At 71.6% G+C, this 21571-nt stretch carries 19 protein-coding genes; 6 read left to right on the top strand and 13 right to left on the bottom strand.

Annotated elements, in window-relative coordinates:
- The first annotated feature begins 298 nt into the window (after positions 1-298).
- Positions 299-871 (top strand): TIGR03086 family metal-binding protein, encoded by a 573-nt coding sequence (locus ACLBWP_RS12405; protein WP_243561247.1) that lies wholly within the window; start codon positions 299-301, stop codon positions 869-871.
- 8 nt (positions 872-879) lie between these two features.
- Complete coding sequence (locus ACLBWP_RS12410; RefSeq protein WP_447655629.1) at positions 880-1863, top strand: aldo/keto reductase; 984 nt, start codon at positions 880-882, stop codon at positions 1861-1863.
- A gap of 129 nt (positions 1864-1992) precedes the next feature.
- Here ACLBWP_RS12410 and ACLBWP_RS12415 read toward each other — a convergent pair whose 3' ends face one another.
- Positions 1993-2919: an oxygenase MpaB family protein gene (locus ACLBWP_RS12415; protein WP_447655406.1), complete on the bottom strand. Its 927-nt coding sequence runs from the start codon at positions 2917-2919 to the stop codon at positions 1993-1995.
- A gap of 100 nt (positions 2920-3019) precedes the next feature.
- Between ACLBWP_RS12415 and ACLBWP_RS12420 the strand changes: the two genes are divergently transcribed.
- Positions 3020-4702 (top strand): long-chain-fatty-acid--CoA ligase, encoded by a 1683-nt coding sequence (locus ACLBWP_RS12420; protein ID WP_447655407.1) that lies wholly within the window; start codon positions 3020-3022, stop codon positions 4700-4702.
- Between the two features lie 37 nt (positions 4703-4739).
- Here ACLBWP_RS12420 and ACLBWP_RS12425 read toward each other — a convergent pair whose 3' ends face one another.
- The 10 genes from ACLBWP_RS12425 to ACLBWP_RS12470 form a co-directional block, all read right to left on the bottom strand.
- Positions 4740-6722 carry an amino acid transporter gene (locus ACLBWP_RS12425; RefSeq protein WP_243561250.1) on the bottom strand — a complete coding sequence of 661 codons (1983 nt, stop codon included), beginning with the start codon at positions 6720-6722 and terminating at the stop codon, positions 4740-4742.
- Positions 6723-6830: 108 nt separating this feature from the next.
- Positions 6831-7679 (bottom strand): ABC transporter permease, encoded by an 849-nt coding sequence (locus tag ACLBWP_RS12430; protein WP_447655408.1) that lies wholly within the window; start codon positions 7677-7679, stop codon positions 6831-6833.
- Positions 7676-8776, bottom strand: coding sequence for an ATP-binding cassette domain-containing protein (locus ACLBWP_RS12435; RefSeq protein WP_447655409.1), 1101 nt, complete (start codon positions 8774-8776; stop codon positions 7676-7678). The genes ACLBWP_RS12430 and ACLBWP_RS12435 overlap by 4 nt, the downstream gene beginning before the upstream one ends.
- A gap of 54 nt (positions 8777-8830) precedes the next feature.
- The gene (locus ACLBWP_RS12440) at positions 8831-9628 is read right to left on the bottom strand and encodes a hypothetical protein (RefSeq protein ID WP_447655410.1); all 798 of its coding nucleotides are present in this window, start codon (positions 9626-9628) and stop codon (positions 8831-8833) included.
- A gap of 154 nt (positions 9629-9782) precedes the next feature.
- The gene (locus tag ACLBWP_RS12445; protein ID WP_447655411.1) at positions 9783-11360 is read right to left on the bottom strand and encodes an inositol monophosphatase family protein; all 1578 of its coding nucleotides are present in this window, start codon (positions 11358-11360) and stop codon (positions 9783-9785) included.
- Positions 11357-12448, bottom strand: coding sequence for an ABC transporter ATP-binding protein (locus tag ACLBWP_RS12450; protein ID WP_447655412.1), 1092 nt, complete (start codon positions 12446-12448; stop codon positions 11357-11359). The genes ACLBWP_RS12445 and ACLBWP_RS12450 overlap by 4 nt, the downstream gene beginning before the upstream one ends.
- Before the next feature lie 26 nt (positions 12449-12474).
- Positions 12475-13287: an ABC transporter permease gene (locus ACLBWP_RS12455; protein WP_447655413.1), complete on the bottom strand. Its 813-nt coding sequence runs from the start codon at positions 13285-13287 to the stop codon at positions 12475-12477.
- Positions 13284-14309, bottom strand: a complete 1026-nt coding sequence (locus tag ACLBWP_RS12460; RefSeq protein WP_447655414.1) for an ABC transporter permease — start codon at positions 14307-14309, stop codon at positions 13284-13286. Before ACLBWP_RS12460 ends, ACLBWP_RS12455 begins: the two co-directional genes overlap by 4 nt.
- Positions 14306-15466: an ABC transporter substrate-binding protein gene (locus tag ACLBWP_RS12465; RefSeq protein ID WP_447655415.1), complete on the bottom strand. Its 1161-nt coding sequence runs from the start codon at positions 15464-15466 to the stop codon at positions 14306-14308. The genes ACLBWP_RS12460 and ACLBWP_RS12465 overlap by 4 nt, the downstream gene beginning before the upstream one ends.
- Positions 15467-15817: 351 nt before the next feature.
- The gene (locus ACLBWP_RS12470) at positions 15818-16528 is read right to left on the bottom strand and encodes a hypothetical protein (protein ID WP_447655416.1); all 711 of its coding nucleotides are present in this window, start codon (positions 16526-16528) and stop codon (positions 15818-15820) included.
- 350 nt (positions 16529-16878) lie between these two features.
- Between ACLBWP_RS12470 and ACLBWP_RS12475 the strand changes: the two genes are divergently transcribed.
- Together ACLBWP_RS12475 and ACLBWP_RS12480 are read left to right on the top strand one after the other, a co-directional pair.
- Positions 16879-17361, top strand: coding sequence for a DUF3054 domain-containing protein (locus ACLBWP_RS12475; protein WP_243561260.1), 483 nt, complete (start codon positions 16879-16881; stop codon positions 17359-17361).
- On the top strand, positions 17358-18371 hold the full coding sequence (locus ACLBWP_RS12480) for a LacI family DNA-binding transcriptional regulator (protein ID WP_243561261.1): 1014 nt from the start codon (positions 17358-17360) through the stop codon (positions 18369-18371). The genes ACLBWP_RS12475 and ACLBWP_RS12480 overlap by 4 nt, the downstream gene beginning before the upstream one ends.
- Before the next feature lie 229 nt (positions 18372-18600).
- Here the strand turns inward: ACLBWP_RS12480 and ACLBWP_RS12485 are convergent, their stop codons facing one another.
- Complete coding sequence (locus ACLBWP_RS12485) at positions 18601-19248, bottom strand: spermidine/putrescine ABC transporter substrate-binding protein (RefSeq protein ID WP_243561262.1); 648 nt, start codon at positions 19246-19248, stop codon at positions 18601-18603.
- 69 nt (positions 19249-19317) lie between these two features.
- Positions 19318-20283 carry a DUF3097 domain-containing protein gene (locus ACLBWP_RS12490; RefSeq protein WP_447655417.1) on the bottom strand — a complete coding sequence of 322 codons (966 nt, stop codon included), beginning with the start codon at positions 20281-20283 and terminating at the stop codon, positions 19318-19320.
- Between the two features lie 80 nt (positions 20284-20363).
- Between ACLBWP_RS12490 and ACLBWP_RS12495 the strand changes: the two genes are divergently transcribed.
- The gene (locus tag ACLBWP_RS12495; RefSeq protein ID WP_447655418.1) at positions 20364-21416 is read left to right on the top strand and encodes a zinc-binding dehydrogenase; all 1053 of its coding nucleotides are present in this window, start codon (positions 20364-20366) and stop codon (positions 21414-21416) included.
- Positions 21417-21571: the final 155 nt, after the last annotated feature.

Genomic DNA, 21571 nt, shown 5'->3' on the forward strand with positions numbered 1-21571 from the left:
CACCCCCGCTCGCCCCCACCCACGCCCGCTCGCCCCCGCCCACGCCCGCTCGCCCCCACCCACGCCCGCTCGCCCCCCACCCACCCCCGGAGACCGGACCGCGCGCCCGCGCCCGCGCCCGCGCGCGCCAGCGCAGCCCGCGGGGCGGGCGAGCACGCGTAGGTTGGGCGACGGGAATCTGCGGAGCATGGTGTCGGTTCCACGAACACCAGACCACAAACGCACCGCACCGCACCGCACCACAGCTCGACAGACCCCAGCCCACCCGCACGACCACCGCATGAACAGGAGCACCACCATGGCCACCGACTGGATCGCGCTGCAGGCCCTCGCGGCCGCCGAGTTCGGCCGCCGCGTCGCTGCCGTGACGGACTGGGACGCCCCGACGCCGGACTCGGAGTGGACGACCCGGGACCTCGTCACGCACGTCATCGACGAGCAACGGTGGATCCCCCTGCTGCTGACGGGCTGCGACTACTCCCAGGCGAAGGACGACCTGGCCGTCGAGCCGATCGGCGACGACCTGGTGGCCGCCTGGGACCGGTTCGCCGGTGCCGCGACGGCGTCCTGGCACGAGTCCGCGCAGGACACCCCCGTGCACCTGGAGACCGACGTCGTGACCGCGGGCGAGTACCTCGCCGAGCAGACCAGCGACATCACGATCCACACGTGGGACCTCGCACGGGCCACGGGCAGCGACGACCACCTGCCCGACGCGCTGGTGCACGCGGTCTGGCAGCACTTCGAGCCGCAGATCGAGTCCCTCGCGGCGACGGGCCTGTACGCCGCACCGGTCGAGGTCGACGACGACGCCCCGCTGCAGGTCCGTCTGCTCGCCGTCACAGGCCGCGATGCCAGGGTGAGTGCATGAGCGAAGGCATGAAGACCGTCCGCCTCGGCGCCACCGGCCTCGAGATCAGCAGCGTCGTCCTGGGCATGATGTCGTACGGCGACCCGGACCGCGGCTCGCACGCGTGGAGCGTCGGCATCGACGAGGCGCGGCCCTTCGTCCGCCGGGCGTTCGACGCGGGCATCACGACGTTCGACACGGCGAACGTCTACTCCGCCGGCAGCAGTGAGGAGATCACGGGCACGCTCCTGCGCGAGCTCGGTCCCCGCGAGGACGTCCAGGTGTTCACGAAGGTGTTCAACCGGATGCGCCCCGGCCGGAACGGCGCAGGCCTGTCCCGCATGGCGATCATGCACGAGATCGACGCCTCGTTGCAGCGCCTGGGCACCGACTACGTCGACCTGTACCAGATCCACCGCTTCGATCCGAACACCCCGATCGCCGAGACGATGGAGGCCCTGCACGACGTCGTCAAGTCCGGCAAGGCCCGCTACATCGGCGCGAGCAGCATGTGGGCGTGGCAGTTCGCCGAGATGCAGCACACTGCCGAGCTGCACGGGTGGACGAAGTTCGTGAGCATGCAGGACCAGTACAACCTGCTCGAGCGCGAGGAAGAACGCGAGATGCACCCGTACTGCGCCGCGACGGGCGTCGGCGTCATCCCGTGGAGCCCCCTGGCCCGCGGCAAGGTCACCCGCCCGTGGGACAGCGCGGGCTCCGGTTCGCGGTCGGACACGGACGAGTTCGGCAAGACCCTGTACCGCCAGGACGAGGACGCCAACCGCGCGATCGTCGGCGCCGTGCAGCAGGTCGCCGAGGACCGCGGCGTCAGCATGGCGCAGGTCGCCCTGGCGTGGGTGTCCGGCAAGAGCGCCGTCACCGCACCGATCATCGGCGCGACCAAGGAGCAGCACATCGACGATGCGGTGGCTGCCGCGGCGATCACGCTCACGGACGACGAGGTGACGCGACTCGAGTCCGCGTACACGCCGCGGGTGCCGTCCGGTTTCTGACGCCCCACGAGACGGACAGGAGGCCCGGTGCCAGCCGGCACCCCTCCCTCGCAGGCTCGGTCGGCGCGCCCCGCGTGACGCTGGCGCGTCACCGCGCAGCGGGGCGCGCCCGTCCTCAGATGTGCGGACTCAGGCCGCCGGCGCCGCGCCCTCGCGCTCGAGCCGTGCGATCCGGGCGAGCGCTGCGCGCTCGGTCCCCGTCTGGTTGCCGAGCACCGAGCCGATCCCGTCGAGGACCAGCCCCGTCGCGCGCCCGACGGGGAGCTCGACCGGGCCGATCGCGGGTGCCCGCAGCCCCAGCATCGACCGGTGTCGCGGGTCGAGCGTCGACGCGGCGCCCTGGAACAGCGCCTGGTAGCCCGGCCGGAGCATGCGGGCGAGCGGCGGGTTCTTGATGAAGCGCAGGACCTCGCGGGTGCGTGGCGTCACCGCGAGCTCACCACGGTCGAGGTAGCCGTTCATCTGCGCACGCAGTTCGGCCTCGGACTCGGGCGGGTCCTCGACGCGCATCAGGCGGCCGGCGATCGCCCATTCGCGCACGTAGGCGTCGGCACCCCCGGGGATCGGGTCGCCCCACTGTTCGGCGGCGCGCAGGAACGCGTCGGTGAAGGCCAGGTGCACCCAGCGCGCCAGGTCCGGGTCGTTCGCGGTGTAGTCGCGCGTCACGCCGTGGCCGTCGACGTACTGCCCGCGGACCTTCTCGTGCAGCCGGAGCACCCACTGGCTGGCGCCGGTCGCGGTGGCGGTGTCACCGTGCGAGACCGTGTAGATCCAGCGGATCGTGCCCGCCAGTCGACCGAAGGGGTCTTCGCGGTAGCGGGAGTGGTCGGCGACGCCGGCGAGTGCCCCCGGGTGCATCGCCTGCACCAGGAGCGCCCGGACGCCCGCGACGATGGTCTGCTTGCCGCCGTGCACCGACCACGTTGCCGAGCCCGGGCCGAAGAAGCCCGCGTCGCTCCCCTGTTCGAGTTCGTCGACCCAGGCCGGACGGTCCGTCGAGCTCCCCGTGAACGTGGTGTTGAGCCGGGAGCGGAAGGCGTCGGTGACGAAGGACATGTCCCCATCGTGCGTCGTGCTCCTGACATTCAGCCTCGGGTCCGCCCAGGGCCCGGGTCCGCTCACAGCCCGCTGTCGGTGCGGCCGATAGGTTGGGCGGGTGACCATCGACACGCCCCGTCCCTGGCTTGCCGCCTATGCCCCCGGCGTCCCGCACGACATCGACGAGCCGTCGGGGTCACTCGTCGACCTGGTCGAGCAGTCGGCGAAGCGGTTCCCGAAGAAGGTGGCGCTGGAGTTCTTCAAGCGGACCACGACGTACGCCGAGCTCGAGGACCAGATCGCCCGCGCCGCGAACGGCCTGCGGAAGCTCGGGGTGGTCGCCGGGGACCGCGTCGCGCTCGTGCTGCCGAACTGTCCGCAGCACGTCGTCGCGTTCTACGCCGCACTGCGCATCGGCGCCGTCGTCGTCGAGCACAACCCGCTGTACACCCCGCGCGAACTCCGGCACCAGTTCGAGGACCACGGCGCCCGTGTCGCGATCGTGTGGGACAAGTCGGTCGAGACGCTGCAGGACTTCCCCGCCGACGTCCGGCTCGATGCGATCGTGTCCGTCGACCTGACGAAGGCCATGCCGCGCACGACCCGGCTCGCCCTGTCGCTCCCCGTCGCCAAGGCCCGCGAGTCCCGCGCGAAGCTCACGACGAAGGTGCGCGGCACCACGAAGTGGGACGACCTGGTGACGTCGCGACGACTGCCCCGCCGCACGGCCCGGCCCGCGACCGACGACGTCGCGCTCATCCAGTACACCTCGGGCACCACGGGCACGCCGAAGGGTGCCACGCTGACCCACCGGAACCTCATCGCGAACGCTGCACAGGCGCGTGCCTGGGTCCCGCAGATCCAGCCGGGCGACGGCAGCGTCGTGTACGCGATCCTGCCGATGTTCCACGCCTACGGCCTGACGCTCTGCCTGACCTTCGCGATGAGCATGGCGTCGCGCCTGGTGCTGTTCCCGGCCTTCGAACCCGCCCTGGTCCTGACGGCCATGCAACAGCACCCGCCGACGTTCCTGCCGGCGGTGCCGCCGATCTACGCGCGGCTGCAGCACGCGGCCGACGCGAAGAAGGTCTCGTTGCGCGGCATCGAGATCGGCATCTCGGGGGCGATGCCGCTGTCGGCCGAGGTCGTCGAACCGTGGGAGGCCCGCACCGGCGGCTTCCTGGTCGAGGGCTACGGCCTGTCGGAGTGCTCCCCCGTGCTGATGGCGAACCCGGTGTCCGACGCCCGCCGCGAGGGCTCGATCGGCCTGCCGCTGCCCTCGACCGAGGCCCGCGTGGCCGACCCGGACGACCCCACGAAGGTGCTCGGCACGGACGAGCCCGGCGAACTCCAGGTGCGCGGCCCGCAGGTGTTCGGCGGGTACTGGGGCAGGGCCGACGCGACCGACGAGGTCTTCACCGCGGACGGCTGGTTCCGCACCGGGGACATCGTGGCCATCGACGCCGACGGGTTCGTGCGGATCGTCGACCGGCTCAAGGAGCTCATCATCACCGGCGGTTTCAACGTCTCACCCACCGAGGTCGAGGACACCCTCGTGAAGCACCCCAGCGTGCGCGAGGTCGCCGTCGTCGGGATCACCCAGGGTGGCAACGAGCAGGTCGTCGCCGCCGTGGTGCCGGTCGACGCTGCCGCGTTCGACGCCGACGCCCTGCGTGCCTACGCTCGTGAGCACCTGGCGGCGTACAAGGTGCCGCGCCGGGTCGTCGTGGTCAAGGACCTGCCGCGCTCGATGATCGGCAAGGTGTTGCGGCGGAAGGTCCGCGACCAGATCGTCAGCTAGCCCGGTCGTCGGCCAGCGCGGCCGTCGGCCAGCCCGGTCAGGACACGTGGACGCTCGGTCGCCGCGAGACCTCGGGCTCGGCTTCACGCAGGACCTCGCGCGTGACCGGGGCGACGTCGCCCACGCCCGTGAAGACGAACCGGATCGCGTTGCGGATCGGGCTGCCCTCGTTCCACTCGAAGTACACGCTCGGCACGACACCCGCCAGGTCGCGGATCGCGAGCAGCGTCGACGCGATCGTGTTCGGCACGTTGCCGGACCGGACACGCAGCACACGGTGGCCGTGGACGACGTGGCCCTCGACGACCAGGTCCTCTTCGAAGTCGGACGAGTCGGCGGGCAGGACCTCGAGGAACATCGTCGGGACACGGGCGGGGATGCCCGAGTCACGGCGTTCCTCGCGCCCCTTCGCCCGGTACGCGGCCGCGGTGCCGGCGCCGGGCTCGTTCGCGATGATGCAGACCGAGCTGAACTGGTCGGCGTCGGCCTCGACGAACTGCCGCGCGGTGGCGTCGAGCTCGATCGACGAGGCGCGGAGCTCGAACGAGCGGCGCACGCGTGACACGAGCGAGACGACGACGATCGCGATGATGAAGATCGCCGCGATGCGCACGCCGTCGGGCCGTTCGATCACGTTGGCGACGGTCGTGTAGACGAACACGACCGCGATGATGCCGAACCCGATCGTGCGCTTCTTCTGCTGCTTGCGGCGGGCCGACAGGGTCACCGCGACCGCGGCACTCGTGATGAGCACGAGCACGCCGGTGGCGTAGGCACCGCCCTGGGCGTCGACGTTCGCCTGGAAGATGATCGTGATGACGAAGGCGATGAGCGTGAAGATGATGACGAGCGGTCGGGTCGCTCGGGCCCACTGCGGCGCCATGCCGTAGCGCGGCAGGAACCGGGGCACCAGGTTCAGCAGTCCCGCCATCGCGCTCGCGCCGGCGAACCACAGGATCGCCACGGTCGAGAAGTCGTACACCGACCCGAACACCCCGCCCAGGTACTCGTGGGCCAGGTACGCCAGCGCCCGGCCGTTCGCCCCGCCCCCGGGCTGGAACTCACGCTGCGGGATCAGGAACGTCGTGACGATCGACGAGGTGATGAGGAACGTGCTCATGATCACCGCCGCCGTGGTCAGCAGCCGCTTGGTGCCGCGGATGCGCCCCTCGGGCCGGGCGCTGGTCGCATCGCTCGGGTCGCCCGTGACCTGCGGCATGACCGCGACACCGGTCTCGAAGCCGGACAGCCCGAGCGCGAGCTTCGGGAAGACGATGAGCGCGATGCCGACCATGACGAGCGGGTTGCTGTGCTGCGCGGTCAGGCTGCTCCACCAGTCGGTGGCGACCATCGGGCGCTCGAACACGTGCCACAGGGCGACGCCGACGACGACCGCGTTGAGCACCAGGTACACGGCGACCAGGCCGACGGCGATGCCGATCGCTTCCTTGAACCCGCGCAGGAACACCACGCCGAGCAGGAGCAGCAGCGCCAGGGTGAGCGGCACCGGGATCTCGGTGAACCAGTGCGGGGTGAACGGGTTCTCGGCGATGTGCGCGGTGGCGTCGGCGGCCGACAGCGTCATCGTGATCATGAAGTCGGTGACCGCGAACCCGAGCAGCACGAGCACGAAGAGCTTGCCCGCCCACCACGGCAGCAGCTTCTCGAGCATCATGATCGACCCGGCGCCGCGGAAGCTGTCCTGTGCCACCCGGCGGTACACGGGCAGCGCACCGAACAGCGTGACGAGCACCAGCACGATCGTGGCGATCGGCGAGAGCAGTCCGGCGGCGAGCGCGGCGATGGCGGGCTGGTAGCCGAGCGTCGAGAAGTAGTCGACGCCGGTCAGGCACATGACGCGCCACCACGAGTGGGTCTTCTCGACCTCGACCTGGTGCGGACCCTGGTGGTCGGCACCCCGGTCGGACCCCTGCAGCATCCACTGCCGCAGGCGCGTGTTCCGGCCGGATCGAGGCGCTCGGACCGACGGGTCGGCGCGCTCGGTGTCTGTCGCGGTCATGGGCCCTCTCGCTGCCGGGACGTCGGGGGTGCCCGACGAACAGGAGTCGATCGTAAGCGGTCCGGGTGACGCGTCGCACGCCACCCGGACCGACCTGTGCAGAACCGCCTACTTGGCGCTGATCCGTGTGTACTTCGACACGGCCCAGGGCACGAACACGACGAGCATCACCGCGATGCCGATCAGGACCGTGACGACCGGGTGCTGCATCGTCCAGATGTCGGGCACGGGCGCCGACCCGACGTTGCCGAACAGCTCGCGCGCGGCCTGCACGAGCGAGGACACCGGGTTCCACTCGGCGAACACCCGCAACACCAGCGGCAGCGTGTCGCTCGGGACGAACGCGTTCGAGACGAACGTCAGCGGGAACAGGATCATGAACGAGGCGTTGTTGATGACCTCGGGCGTCTTGACGCTCATGCCGAGCAGCGCCATCACCCAGCTGAACGCGTAGCTGAACAGCAGCAGCAGTCCGACACCGGCCAGGAACTCGAGCGGCGACGAGTTGACCCGCCACCCCACCGCCAGGCCCGTCACCATCATGATCACCATGGAGATCGTGTTGAGCACCAGGTCGCTGTTGGTCCGGCCGACCAGCACCGCGGACGCCGACATCGGCAGGGTGCGGAACCGGTCGATGAGCCCTTCCTTCAGGTCCTGCGCCATCGCCGAGCCGGAGAACGTGGCCCCGAACACGACCGTCTGCGCGAAGATCCCCGCCATCAGGAACTGCGTGTAGTCCGTCCCCTGCACGGCGATCGCGCCACCGTAGACCTGGCTGAACAGCAGCACGAACATGATCGGCTGCAGCACCGCGAACACGAGCATGTCCGGAGACCGCTTGATCTTGATCAGGTTGCGCTTGGTGACGGTCCAGCCGTCCTCGAACCACACGGCCAGCGGCGCGGTGACGACGACGGGCAGCTGCCGACCGGGCGCGGTCACGGTGGCGGTCATCGGACCCGCTCCTCGGACGCGTCAGCACGACCGCGCGAGCGCGCAGCACCACCAGCACCGGGACCGGCGCCAGCAGCAGCCGCACCAGAACGACCACCGGCACCGGCGCCGGCACCGGTAGCACCGCCCGGCCCGTCGCCGTCGTCCTCGGTCGCCGCGTGCCCCGTCAGACGCAGGAACACGTCGTCGAGCGTGGGGCGTCGCATGCCGGCGTCGTGGAGTTCGATGCCCGCCTCGCCCAGGTCGGCCAGCACGCGCTGCAGCGCCGGGGGCCCGGCGTCGACCGCGATGCCGAACGTGCGTCCGTCGCCGGAGACCTCGACCGCACCCGTGCCGTACCGCCGCAGCACCGTCGTGGCCGCGTCGCCGTCGGCGTCGTCGACCAGCGTGACCACCACCCGGTGGCCGCCGACCTGGGCCTTGAGCTGGTCGGCGGTGCCCTCGGCGATGACCGTGCCGTCGTCGATCACCGCGATGTCGTCGGCGAGCCGGTCGGCTTCTTCCAGGTACTGAGTGGTCAGCAGCACGGTCGCGCCGTCGGCGACCAGACGCTCGATGATCCCCCAGAGCGCGAGTCGGCTGCGCGGGTCGAGTCCGGTCGTCGGTTCGTCGAGGAACAGCACGCTCGGGTTCATCACGAGCGCACCGGCCAGGTCGATCCGCCGCCGCATGCCGCCGGAGAACCCCTTGACGGGTCGGTCGCCGGCCTCGGACAGGTCGAACACGTCGATGAGCTCACGTGCCCGCTGCCGCGAGGCCCTGCCGCCCAGGTGGTAGAGCCGCCCGATCATCTCGAGGTTCTCGAACCCGGTCAGATTCTCGTCGACGGCGGCGTACTGCCCGGAGACGCCGATCGACCGCCGGGTGGCCTGGGGATCGGCGACGACGTCGATGCCCGCGATCGTGGCGGTGCCCGCGTCGGGCTTGATCAGGGTCGTCAGCACCTTGACCGTGGTGGTCTTGCCGGCGCCGTTGGGCCCGAGGAGCGCCATGACGGTGCCCTGCGGGACGGACAGGTCGAGGCCGGCGAGCGCGTGCACCGGCCCCGACTTGGATCGGTAGGTCTTGGTCAGCCCGGAGGCCTCGATGATGGCCATGCCGCCACTCCTTCGTGGACCGTGCAACAAGGAAGGGTCGGCACCGGTCAGGCGTCAGATGTCGAATCCGCCGCCCATGTCGCCGCCGAAGTCGTCGAATCCGCCGCCGCCTCCGAAGTCGGAGCCGCCGCCGTCGTCCCACGACGCGTTCTCGGCACCAGTGTCCCCCGAACCACCGTCACCCGCATCCCCCGATCCGGCGTCGTTGCCGCCGTCGCCCGAGGCGTCCGTCCCGCCGTCGAACCCGGAGGGGTCCGGCAGGAAGGCACTCATCAGCGTCGAACCGATCACGTAGCCGGCCACGGTCCCCAGGATCGACGCGCCGAGCATCCCGCCGAACGACGGACCCTGGCGCTGGCCGAACCCGCCGCCCATGCCGCCGCGGCCGTTCATGCCACCGTTCATGCCGCCGAGCGAGCGCTCCATGAAGCCGGGCTGCCGGATCTCGGAGCGGGTCGCCGCCTGTGCCAGCGAGCGTGGGTCGTCGCCGCGCGGGGCCTCGCCCGCGGGAGCGGTGCGGGTGAACTCGTCGTAGACCATGCGGCGCTGCTCGGGCGTCAGGCGCTCGAAGGCCTCGGCGTGGACCTCTTCGATGCGCTCGGGCGGCGCGGTCTTCAGCAGGTAGCGGTACCGCTCGACGGCCTGTTCGTCCTCGGAGCGCGCACCACCCGGACCAGCGACCCCGCCCGGGGCGCCGGCACCGGGAGCGGGCGCCGCGGTGTACGACTGCTGGCCGTACTGGTAGCCCTGCTGCTGGGGCTGCCCCCAGCTCGGCTGCTGCGGCTGCTGCGCGTTCCAGCCCTGCTGCTGCGATCGGTCCTCACGGCCGAGCAGGCGGTCGAGGAATCCCATGGCGTTGCTCCTTCGGCACGGACACGGTGTCCGTGGAGTTGCCACAGTAGGGTCGCCGGACGACCGGTGACTGTGTGGCCGCACAGAATGCGGTGGACGTCACCACCGAACGGCCTGGAGGCGCGGGGCGGGCCCGCAACGCGCCTCCAGTCCGTCAACGGGCGGAGCGCAGCGCCCCCACCCACACCTGGTGCAGTTCGTCGGCGGCTCCGGGGTGGGCCACCAGGAACGGCGCACCGAGCTCGGGGAAGCCGGACACCGGACCGTCCTCGGTCATCACGACGCCGCCCGCCTCGTGGACGAGCAGCACCGCGGCGCCGTGGTCAACCGGGTTGAACGACGACACGCAGCCGCCGATCCCCCGACCGGCCGCGACCTGCGCGATCGTGAGCGTGCCGGAGCCCTGCACCCGCAGCGTGCAGGAGCGGGCGGCGAGCGCGTCGAGGAACGCGCCGAAGCCCGGCCACGGCAGGTGCCCGTCGAGCTCGGTGCCGACGACGGCGCCCGCCAACGGCCGTGGGACGTCGTCGAGCCGGAGCTGCCGGTCGCGGATCGTGGCACCGCGACCACGACGGGCCTCGAGCACCTCGCCCCGCCACGGGTCCGCGACGACGCCCACGACGGGTCGGCCGCTGCGGGTCAGACAGAGCGACATGCTGGTCCACGGGATGCCGTTCGCCAGGTTCGTCGTGCCGTCGACGGGGTCGAGGTACCAGCGGTGCTTGTCGCCGGGGGCCTCGCCGTACTCCTCGCCGGTGAACCCGTGCGTCGGGAAGGCAGCGCGGACCCGACCGCGGACGTGCTGCTCGACGAGCCGGTCGACGTCGGTCACCAGGTCGGCTGCGTGTGCCTTCGTCGTGATCGTGCCGACGGGGTGCTCGCGCGTGAAGGCGATGACCTCGTGCGCGATCCGGTGTGCCAGGGCCTGGGCTCGCGATGCCACCTCGGTCTCGGTCGGCTCGCGCGCGGGCTCCGGCCAACCGTCGCGCTCGGCGGCGGCCATGGCGGCACGGACCAGCGCCAGGTCGTTCGTCGTGATCGAGTCGGCGCCGAGCCGGGCGGCCCACAGCGCGGGTTCCGGGTCGTCGACCGTCCACACCGAGACCTGCAGTCCGAGGTCGTGCGCCGCCCGGACCGTGCGCGGGGTCAGGAACGCGACGTCGAGGTTGAGCGTCGACGGGGTCAGGTCGACCAGGTCGGCGGGCGTCGGCGGTTCGAGCGACTCCCACGCAAGCCAGACGTCGGCGTCCGGCAGGACCGTGCGCACGGCGTGCATGGCGTCGGGCGCCCCGCACCAGGCGACGGTGACCGAGGCCGTGGAGCCCGCGACGGTGGCGGCGGCGACCACGGCGTCCACGGGGTCGGTCAGGTCGACGAGCAGCACCGACCGGCAGCCGTCGAGCCGCTCGAGCACGGCGTCCAGCCGCGGGATGCGGTCGAGGCCGTTGCCCAGCCGGGCCACGTCGCACCACGCGACCTCCGACACGCGGCGGGCGTCTCCCCACAGCCGGCCGAGGGTCTCGTCGTGCACCAGCACGGCGACCCCGTCGGCGGTGCGCCGGACGTCGACCTCGATCGTGTCGGCCCCGAGCGCCTCGGCGACCGCGACGGCGGGCAGGGTGTTCTCGCGGCGGACACGCGGCGCACCGCGGTGGGCGACCAGGCGCGGCAGGCGGACACGGGACCGCGCGCCATGCTCGGCGTCGACCGTCGGCAGCGTCTCGGTGCTCATCGAGGGCCCTCCACCAGTGCGCCGTCGCGGTAGACCAGCACCGACCCGAGCCGGACGCCCGTGGTGCTGCCGATCACTGGCGGCGCACCGGTCACGAACGACCGCAGCTCGGCGTCACCGGCGGCGAGCACGACCTCGGCGAAGTGCCCGCGCATGAGCACGCGGGTGACGGTCGCCGTGACGGTCGCGTCCGACACGAGCGTGACCTCCTCCGGTCGGACGAGGACCTCGTCGCCGTCGGCGAACGGCGTGCGCACGTCGGCCAGGAACGCGCCGCGCACGAAGCTGGTGGCACCGATGAACGAGGCCACGAACCGAGTGGCGGGCCGGGCGTACAGGTCGGTCGGCGACGCCACCTGCTCGATCCGGCCGTCGTGCATCACCGCGATCCGGTCGGACACGCTGAGCGCCTCGTCCTGGTCGTGGGTGACGATGACGGTCGTGATGCCCAGGCGCTGCTGGATCCGGCGGATCTCGTCGCGGACGCTCACGCGCAGCTTGGCGTCGAGGTTCGACAGCGGCTCGTCGAGCAGCAGCACGTCGGGCTCCTGCACGATCGCCCGCGCCAGGGCGACGCGCTGCTGCTCGCCACCCGAGATCGCGGTCGGCTTCGACCCGGCGTGGTGCGTCAGTCCGACCAGCTCGAGGGCCTCGCGCACGCGTTCGGCCGTCCGCTGCTTGGACACGCGGCGGGTGCGGAGCGGGAACGCCACGTTCTGCGTGACCGTCATGTGCGGCCAGAGCGCGTAGTTCTGGAACACCATCGCACTCGGACGGCGCTCCGGTCCCAGGTCGGTGACGTCGGCGCCGCCCATCGTCACGGTGCCGCCGTCGACCGGCAGGAAGCCGGCCACCATGCGGAGCGTGGTCGTCTTGCCGCAGCCGGACGGGCCGAGCAGCGAGACGAGCTCACCCTTCGCCACGTCAAGGTCGATGCCGGCGACGACGTCGCGGCCGCCGAGGGACTTGGTCAGTCCCCGCAGCGCGAGTCCGCCGCCGGTGCGGCCGTCGGTGGTCCGGCCGTCGGAGGGCCGTCCGCCGGTCTGGAGGCTCGGTGCGGGGTCCGCGACGAGCGTTGCGTCCGTCATGGGGTCGCCTTTCGTGCTGGGAGTGGTCATCGGATCTGGAACCCGTCCGCCAGGCGGCCGCCCATGATGTGCTTGCGGGCCAGGGTCATGAGCACCACGGACGGGATGCTCAGCGCGATCGCGAACACCGCCGACACCTGCCGCGGCGAGTTCAGGACGAGCGAGTACATCGCAGTCGGCATGGTCATGTACGTCGGGGCGCCGACCAGGTACGTGCCCTGGGCCTCGTCGAACGACGCCAGGAAGCTCATCACCATCGCGACGAGGATGCCCGGCCAGGCGATCGGGAGCGTGACGGACCAGAACGTGCGCCAGCGACCTGCCCCGGCGTCGCGCGCGGCCTCTTCGAGGGAGCGCGGCACGGCCGAGAACGCCGCCGCGGGCAGCCACGTCATGAACACGACGCAACCGAGCACGTGCACGATGAGGATGCCGGTCACGGTGTTCATCAGGTTCAGCGCGGTGAACATCGCCGACATCGTGACGAACAGGCCCATCTTCGGGAAGGCGTTCGTGGCGAACAGCCCGACGAGCACCAGCCGGCGTCCGGGGAACTCGATCCGGCTGATCGCCCACGCAGCGGGCAGGCAGACCACCGCGGCGATCAGGACGGTCAGCGGTGCCAGCACGAGCGAGTTCTGCACGGCGACGGCGAGGGACGGGTCCTGGAACACGGTCCCCCACCACGACAGGGTCCACCCGTCGGGCAGCAGGTTCGGGTACGTCCAGCTGGAGGCGAAGGCCCGGACGGCCAGCCACAGCAGGGGGCCGGCGATGAACACGGCCAGGACGACGGCGGTCGCCCAGACCAGTGCGGTGCCGGTGAGGCGCTTGATCATCGCTGTCCCTTCCCGAGCTCGCGCGCGTTCGAGCGCACGGTGGACCGGAGGTAGAAGACGCTGGCAGCTGCGGCGAATGCGAACACGATGAACGCCATCGCGGTGGACTGCTGCGGCCGGTTGTACGACTGGAAGTACTTGGAGATGTCGACGCCGAGCATCGACGGGGCGTTCGGACCGGTGAAGTACGGCACCGTGAACGACCCGAGCACACCGATCACGGTGAACGTCGTCGCGATGACGATGGGCGTCGCGGCCATCGGCAGCAGCACCTGCCACACGACGCGCCACGTGCTGGCACCGGCGTCCTTCGCGGCCTCGATCAGGGCGTCGGGTGTGCCCTGCAGCGCCCCGGCGATCATGAGCACGGCGAACGGCAGACTGGTCCAGACGCTGCCGAACACGACCGCGACGAGCGTGTAGCCCCACACCGGCACGTCGATGCCCACCTGGGCGCCGGCGCTCCGCAGGAACCCCTGCGCGTCGGTGAACGTCAGGATCGACCAGCTCGCGATCACCACGGGGACGAAGATCGGCACGACGGCCAGCACGCTGAGCGTCCGGCCGAGGAACCCGCCGCGCAGCCGCAGGATCACCGCGATCAGCACGGCCAGCGCGATCGTCAGTCCGGTCGAGGCGACCGTGACCCCGATCGTGGCGCCGAGGTCGCGCAGGAACGTCGGGTTGCCGAGCAGCGTGCCGTACACCCCGAACGAGAACCCGCGCACGGTGTCCTGGCCGATGTCGGCGAGCGCCTGGTTCAGCCCGCCGGTGAACCCGAGGCTGAACAGGGCGGCGTTGACCACCGGCACGCCGACGAACAGCACGACCACCAGCACCGGGGCGGTGACGAGCGCGATGCCCTGCAGGCGCCGGCGGCGCTCCAGCCGCTGCTGGACCGTGCGCCGGTCGGTCGGGTCGGTGGCGCCCTGGGCCGGGGCGGGGACGGGCGGGAGGCCCGTGGCGGAGTCGCCACGGGCCTCCCGGTCGAGCGCCGGGCCGTTCGGGACGGTCTGGGTCACTGCGGGACCTTCGCGTCCCACGCCGCGTTCATGTCGGCGGCGAACTCGCTCTGGAAGCCGAGGCGGAGCTTCGACGGGTCGGCCTTCGAGAACTGCTCGGCGACGCTCGACGGCAGCGAGCTGAGCGGGATGACCGGGTAGCCGGACACGGCGTTCGCGACGAGCTGCTGTCCCTTCGAGGACAGGACGAAGTCGGCGAGTTCCTCGGCGGCCTGCTTCTTGGCCTTCGGTTCGGTCTTCGGGATGCCGAGGTAGCTCGCGCTGCCCGTGAACGTCGGGTCGGAGATCTGTGTGAACGCGATGTCCTTGCCGATCGTGCCGGCCTTCTGCGCGGTGATGAACTGGTCGCTCCACACCGGGGCCATGGCGATCTGGCCGGAGCCGAGCATCTGCAGCACCTGGTCGTTGCCGTTCGGGTAGACGCCCTTCTGGTACATCGACGGGCCGAGGTCCTTGAGCGTGGCGAAGCCCTCGTCCCACTTCGACTCGAGCGACTTGTCGTACGTCGTCTGCATCGTGGACTGCTCGCTCTCCGACAGGTACTTCGCCAGGACCGTCATCACGAACGAACCACCCGAACCGCCCGAGGACGGCGAGTTGTAGGCGAACTGACCGGGGTTGTCCTTGATCCACGACAGCAGGGCGTCGAGGGTCTTCGGCGGCGTCGACACCTTCTTGGTGTCGTACGCCAGCAGCACGCTCGATGCGCGGTACGGGATGGCACGGTCGCCGCCCTGCTGCTTCGTCGCCTTCGGCACGTTCTTCATGTTCGGGATCGCGCTGTCGTCGACCGTCGCCATCAGGCCGGCCTTGCCCGCGGTGGTGACGAAGCCGGCGTCGACCAGGTCGTAGGCCACGGTCTTGTCGGCCTTGACCGCGGTCGCCAGGTTGGCCTGGGTCTGCGCGTCGTGCTCGCCGTGCAGGTCGATGCTGGTGCGGACGGAGATCTTCGGGTGCTGCTTCTCGAAGGCGGGGATGAGCGACTTGTCCCAGAGGTCCTGGACGTTCGTGTCGCCGCTGATGAACACGGTGAGGCTGGTGCTGCCGGTGTCGCTGTCGGCGCTGTCGTTCGCGGCGTTGGCGCTCTGGACGCAGCCGGACAGTGCGACGGTGGCGACGGCGGCGATCGCGAGGCCGGCGAGGGCTCGGGTCTTCACGGCGGTGGTCTCCCTGGTTCGTGGGGTGGTGCGTTGGGGTGTGGAGCGTGGGGTGGTGCGTGGGGGTGTCGTGCTCGGGGTGTGGAGCGTGGTGTCGTCTGGGCGTGCCGTGTGGGAACGTTCCCGCACCGTGGTCGAGTGTGACGCGGCCCGGTGAACTCCCGGTGCCGCCGCAGTGCCGCCTCGGTGAACTCGTGCCCGTGCGCATGGTGCGAGCTTCGCGGCCGGTGCGAGGTTGACGGCCCCGTGCCGGCAATCAACCTCGCACCGGCCCACTGTCGAGGCACGGACCCCGAACCTCGCACCGTGCGCGCCACACACCCGCCCGCGAACCTCGCACCGTGCACCCCGTCAGCGGGTCATCCGCACGCCTGCACGACGGAGCGCAGCCCGAAGACGCCCCTCGTCCCACAGGTCCGACCACGCGAGCCGGACGACCCATCGCACGCCGGGCATCGCGCGGAGTCGGTCCTCGCGCTGCTTCTCGGCGATGACGACGTCCTCGGCCGAGCGCCCGGCACGCATCTGCGCGTCGCGGTACTTGACCTCACCGTCGAACTCGACGACCACGCCTGCTTCCGGGAACCAGAAGTCGACGACGATGTCGGGCAACCCCGCTTGCCGAAATCGGTGTTGCAGCACCGGGCGCTCGGTGCCGAGATCGTCGAACCGGACCCGCAACACGGACTCCCCCACGGAACCCGACGCAGGATCCGCCAACGCGACGGCACGGAGCGCACGCCGACGGCCTTTCGGGCCCCGCCGTTCGATCGACTGCTGCACGCGGGCTCGGTCCGTTCCTCGCCGCAGCAGGTCATCGAGCGCGACCACGGCGTCGACCAGCGGGAACGTCAGCGCAAGGTCCGCTGCGACACGTTCCGGGCCAGACGTGCGGAGTCCGTCGGGAGTGACGACCGTACTGCGATCCCCCGACGGGTCCATGTCCGCGTGCACGATGAACGTGGCGTTCGTCGTGCGACCATCGGCCCCGTGCGTCGTCAGGTGCACCCGGTCCGGCGGATCGGTGACGAGTGGCACCGCGAGGACGACGGCTGCCGACACGTGCGAGATGATCCGGTCCGACCGGATCCGGTCAGCGACCGCCTCTATCCGCAGGCGGTGCCGGTCAGCGGGTCGCAATGCGTTCCACTCCGCTGAACCGACGAAGAGCCCCCGACTGATCCGGGTGAGCTCGCCCGTCGAGGCACGCTTCCGGATGCGGTCGGATTCGTCAGGCCGGTGCGAAGACGTTCGGAAGAGCGGGACGTGTGGAACAGGTGCGAGGGTGAAGGTTCGTTTCATGGCGCGATCCTCGTGAGACGCGACGCAGCGCGACGACGCGCTCGTGTGAGCTGTGCACAGGAGGCCGAAGAGTGGCACCTGTGGAGGAACCGGGCTGCGAGAATGGCGCTGTGACCGATCGCACCTGGGGCTGGCTCGCAGCCGTCATCGACGTCGTCCTCATCGTCGTGTTCGCCTTGATCGGGCGGTCCTCGCACGGCGAGGCGAACTCACTCGGCGCGCTCTGGACCACCGCGTACCCGTTCCTGGCCGGCTGGGCGATCGCCTACGTCACCAGCGGCGCCTGGGCCAGACCCCTGCGGACGTGGCCGACCGGCGTCGTCGCGTGGATCCTCACGGTCTTCGTCGGGATGGCCATCCGCGTCGCCACCGGCCAGGGCGTCGTCGACGGCAACCCGCTGCCCATCTCGTTCCTCATCGTCGCGACGATCGTCCTCGGCGTGTTCCTGCTCGGGTGGCGCGCGATCGCTCGTGTCGTCCTGCGCGCGGTCGCACGTCGCCGCGCCACCGACGCACCGGCGCTCGACGACCCCGTGACGAAGGACCCGGCGGCGGATCCGTCGAACAGCCCCGGCGTCACGCCGGGTACGTGAACGGCAGCCGCGGCTCGCAGCCGACGATCGTCGACGTCGCCGCACGGGCAGGGGTCTCCAAGTCCGCGGTGAGCCGGGTCCTCTCCGGCACCGGACGGTTCTCCGACGAGACCCGCGAACGCGTCGAGCGCGCCGCAGCGGAGCTCGGTTACGTGGCGAACGCGATGGCACGCGGGCTGGTCAGCGGGCGGACCCACACCATCGGGATGCTCGTGCGCGACGCCTCGTCGATGCTCTACACCGCGCTGCACGCCGTCATGGAGCAGCGTGCCTCGGAGCTCGGCTACCGCGTCGTCACGACGACGGGGGTCGGCCGGGTCGAGGACGAGAAGTCCGCCCTGGCGTCGCTCGTGTCCATGCGCGTCGACGGACTGGTCGTGTGCAGCGGACTCCTGCCGTCGGCGGACATCGCCGAGTTCGCGCCGCGGATCGCGACCGTCGTCGCCGGGCGCCCCGAACTGCACCCGGCGCTGTCCAGCGTGTACTGCGACGAGGTCGACGGCGGGCACCGCATCGCCGATGCGGTGGCGGACGCGGGCCACGCGGTCGTGGTCGTGCTGACCGTCCCGTTGGACAACGCGATCACGCAGCACGCGCGGTCGACGGCGATGGCAGGACGGCTGCGCGGCCGCGGCGTCACGGCGATCGACATCGACGCCAGTTTCGTCCGCCCGGCCGACGACATCGCCGCGGACGTGGTCGACGTCATGCGGGAGTCCGGTGCGACCGCGGTGATGTGCCCGACCGACCGGCTCATGCTCGACGTCTGCGACGCTCTGGCCAAGCGCGGCGTCAGTGTGCCGAGCGACGTCTCGGTCACGGGCTTCGACGGCGTCTACCCGCTCGCGAACGACTGGATCGGGTTCACGACGTTGCAGCAGCCCGTCGACCGCATCGGCCGCGAGGCCATCGACCTGGTCATCGGCCGCATCGACGACCCCGGCCGGGCCGTCGAGCACCGGTCGCTCCGCGGCACGGTGCTGCCCGGCCGCACCCTGCTCCGCCGCTGACACGCTGCCGCCGTGCGCACGGTGCGCCGCTGTGCGGCTGGTGCGGCGTTCGTGGGGGCGAGCACCGTGCGAGCTTCGCCGCCCGTGCGGCCCCGGCCGCCTGGTGCGAGGAAACATGCCGGCACGGGGCGGTCAACCGCGCACCACCGGTGGGCGCAGCACCGTGCGAGCTTCGCCGCCCGCGCGCCCCCGCGCCCGCACCCGCCCCCGCACCCGCCCGCACGCGGCGTCAGAACAGCCCGCCGCGCGGCCCGTCCCCGTCCAGCCCGCGGAACATGTCCGACACGAGCGCCTCGATCTGCGGCTCGACGAGCCGTTCGACCGCCTCGGCGATCCGCTCCCGGTGGTCGATCAGCGCCAGGCACACCGCAGTGCCGGTGGACCGGGCACACTCGTCGGACAGCTCGATCTCGTGACGCAGCGCAGCCTTGGCCTGGTCGGACAGCGGCTCGCGGGGCGCGGGCTCGGACGCGCCGGTGCCGGCGAGCTCCTCCAACGTGAACAGGAACGGTGAGCCGTCCTGCGGCTGCGGGTCGATGTCGAGCCCCTGGAACTCGGGCGACAGGCCCTCGGCCGGTTGGTACCCCGCGTGGCGCTTCCGGGCGTCGGCGCGCGCGAGTTCACGGTGCAACAGCGGCAGGTTCTTCGCGGTGTAGTCGTCCACGGCGTCGTCGATGATGGTCGAGATCCGCCCGATCAGCGCGTGCTGGACCGGGTGCGGCACGTCCGGCCCGAAGCCCGCCGCGCTGGCGATCGGCGACCCGGTGCACTTCCGGCAGATCCGCGTGCGCGGCCGGGCGGTCCCGATCTGCCACCGCGGCAGCCACCGCAGCCACAGGTCGACGGCGTTCCGCACACGCCCGTCGATGCCGTCCATCCTCCAACGATACGGACCTGGAGGCCCGGATCACCCCCGCCACGGCCGTCCCGTCCCCGATCCGCCGGCTCACCGCCGCGCGGGACGCTCCGCGATCGGCTCGGTCACGAAGTCGATGAGCTCCTCGACGCGACCCAGCAGCTCGGGTTCCAGGTCGGCGAACGTCCGCACCTGCCCGAGGATCCGCTGCCATGCCCGCGCGATGTCGGCCTGTTCGGCGTGCGGCCAGCCGAGCGCGGCGCAGATGCCGGCCTTCCACTCGATCGACCGCGGGATCGTGGGCCACGCGCGCAGTCCGACCCGTGCGGGCTTGACCGACTGCCAGACGTCGACGAACGGGTGTCCGACGACCAGCACGTGCGCGCCCCACTTCCCCTGCATGACGGCATCGGCGAAGCGGGACTCCTTCGACCCGGGCACCAGGTGGTCCACGAGCACGCCGACGCGTCGGTCGCGGGAGGGCTGGAAGTCGTCCAGCACCGAAGCCAGGTTGTCGACACCGGAGAGCTCCTCGACGACGACGCCCTCGACGCGCAGGTCCGCGCCCCAGACCTTCTCGACGAGCTCGGCGTCGTGCTTGCCCTCGACCATGATCCGCGACGGCAGCGCCACCCGGGCGCGCTGCGACTCCACCGCGAACGATCCGGACGCCGTGCGCAGCCGACCACCGTCGGACGCCTGGCGGACCGCCGGGGCCGAGCCGGGCCTCCAGTCCGTGTGCACGGAACCGAGCGACGGACCGGAACCCGCTCGCGCGGCCCCACCGCCTCTGCCGACCGGCGCCTGCGGGCGACCCAGCGTCACGAGCTCGCCCTCCAGCAGGAACTGCCCGTCGAAGGGGAAGGCGCGCGTGCGGCCCTTCCAGTCCTCGAGCGCGATGTTCCCGGCCTCGAGTCCGACCACGGCACCGGCCCAGCCCGACGCCGGGTCCTCGAGCACCATGTCCCGTTCGAGCGGCACCTGCCGCACCTTCCGCACGCCCTTCGAGCGCCAGTCGCCCGAGAGCACGTCGTTGCCGTACCGGTCCTCGTCCACCCGCACGAGCGTAGTGTCGACGCGGCTCCGGACGACGTCGACCGGCCGACACCACCCACTCCCGACGGAAGGCACCACCCGTGCGCGCAGCAGTCATCCACGCCCCTCGCGACATCCGCGTCGAGGATCGCGACGCCCCCGAACTCCTCGCCCCCACCGACGCCGTCGTGCGCGTCGTCGCCGCCTGCGTGTGCGGCTCGGACCTGTGGCCGTACCGCGGCGTCCGCGACACCAAGGAACCCCGTGCGATCGGCCACGAGTTCGTCGGCGTCGTCGAGCAGCTCGGAGAGTCCACCGGCGACCTGCGCGTGGGTGACTTCGTGATCGCACCGTTCACCACGAACGACGGCACCTGCCAGGCGTGCGCGCACGGCATGACGAGCGGCTGCGACCACGGATCGACCTTCGGCGTGACGCCGGACGCCCACGGGCTGCCGCTCGGCGGCGCCCAGGCCGAGTCCGTGCGCGTGCCCGACGCCGCCGCATCGCTCGTCGTCGTGCCCGGCCCGGTCGACGACGACCTGATCCCGTCACTCCTGACCCTGTCGGACGTGTTCTCCACAGGGCACCACGCCGCCGTGTCCGCCGAGGTCGGCCCGGGCCGCACCGTCGTCGTGGTCGGCGACGGAGCGGTCGGGCTGTCCGCGGTGCTGGCGGCCAAGCGTCTCGGCGCCGAGCGGATCATCGCGATGAGCCGGCACGCGGACCGCCAGGCGCTGGCCCGCGAGTTCGGCGCGACCGACATCGTCGACACCCGCGGCGACGAGGGGGTGCAGGCCGTGCGCGACCTGCTCGACGGGGACCTGGCGGACTGCGCGCTCGAGGCCGTCGGCACCGCCGAGAGCATGGACCAGGCACTCCGCGTCGTCCGCGCCGGTGGCAACGTCGGCTACGTCGGCGTCCCGGCGGGCGACCCCGAGCTGCCGATGCCGTTCCTGTTCGGCCGGAACATCACGGTCGGCGGCGGCATGGCCCCGGCGCGCGCCTACATCCCCGAGCTGCTGCCGGACGTGCTCGCCCGTCGCATCGAGCCGGGCAAGGTGTTCGACCTCGAGCTGCCGCTCGAGCAGGCCGCCGAGGCGTACGCCGCGATGGACGAGCGCCGTGCGATCAAGGTGCTGCTGCGCCCGTAGCGCGTCGCGCGCACCCACCGGACAGGAGGCTCGGTGCCAGCTGGCACCGGGCCTCCTGTCCGTCTCGACGCCCGTCCGGGCGGCGGCGTGTTTCGCGGAACAGAACGCATGTTGCGGAATTGTGAACAAACCTTTCAGTAAAGAAGGTTGTCCGT

It is taken from the genome of Microbacterium sp. M1A1_1b (assembly GCF_053345565.1).

Coding starts and splice junctions, on each gene's coding strand:
- ACLBWP_RS12445 (WP_447655411.1), bottom strand. CDS start 11,360: ATGAGCACCGAGACGCTGCCGACGGTCGACGCCGAGCATGGCGCGCGG.
- ACLBWP_RS12450 (WP_447655412.1), bottom strand. CDS start 12,448: ATGACGGACGCAACGCTCGTCGCGGACCCCGCACCGAGCCTCCAGACC.
- ACLBWP_RS12440 (WP_447655410.1), bottom strand. CDS start 9,628: ATGGGATTCCTCGACCGCCTGCTCGGCCGTGAGGACCGATCGCAGCAG.
- ACLBWP_RS12435 (WP_447655409.1), bottom strand. CDS start 8,776: ATGGCCATCATCGAGGCCTCCGGGCTGACCAAGACCTACCGATCCAAG.
- ACLBWP_RS12405 (WP_243561247.1), top strand. CDS start 299: ATGGCCACCGACTGGATCGCGCTGCAGGCCCTCGCGGCCGCCGAGTTC.
- ACLBWP_RS12410 (WP_447655629.1), top strand. CDS start 880: ATGAAGACCGTCCGCCTCGGCGCCACCGGCCTCGAGATCAGCAGCGTC.
- ACLBWP_RS12455 (WP_447655413.1), bottom strand. CDS start 13,287: ATGATCAAGCGCCTCACCGGCACCGCACTGGTCTGGGCGACCGCCGTC.
- ACLBWP_RS12425 (WP_243561250.1), bottom strand. CDS start 6,722: ATGACCGCGACAGACACCGAGCGCGCCGACCCGTCGGTCCGAGCGCCT.
- ACLBWP_RS12430 (WP_447655408.1), bottom strand. CDS start 7,679: ATGACCGCCACCGTGACCGCGCCCGGTCGGCAGCTGCCCGTCGTCGTC.
- ACLBWP_RS12415 (WP_447655406.1), bottom strand. CDS start 2,919: ATGTCCTTCGTCACCGACGCCTTCCGCTCCCGGCTCAACACCACGTTC.
- ACLBWP_RS12485 (WP_243561262.1), bottom strand. CDS start 19,248: ATGGACGGCATCGACGGGCGTGTGCGGAACGCCGTCGACCTGTGGCTG.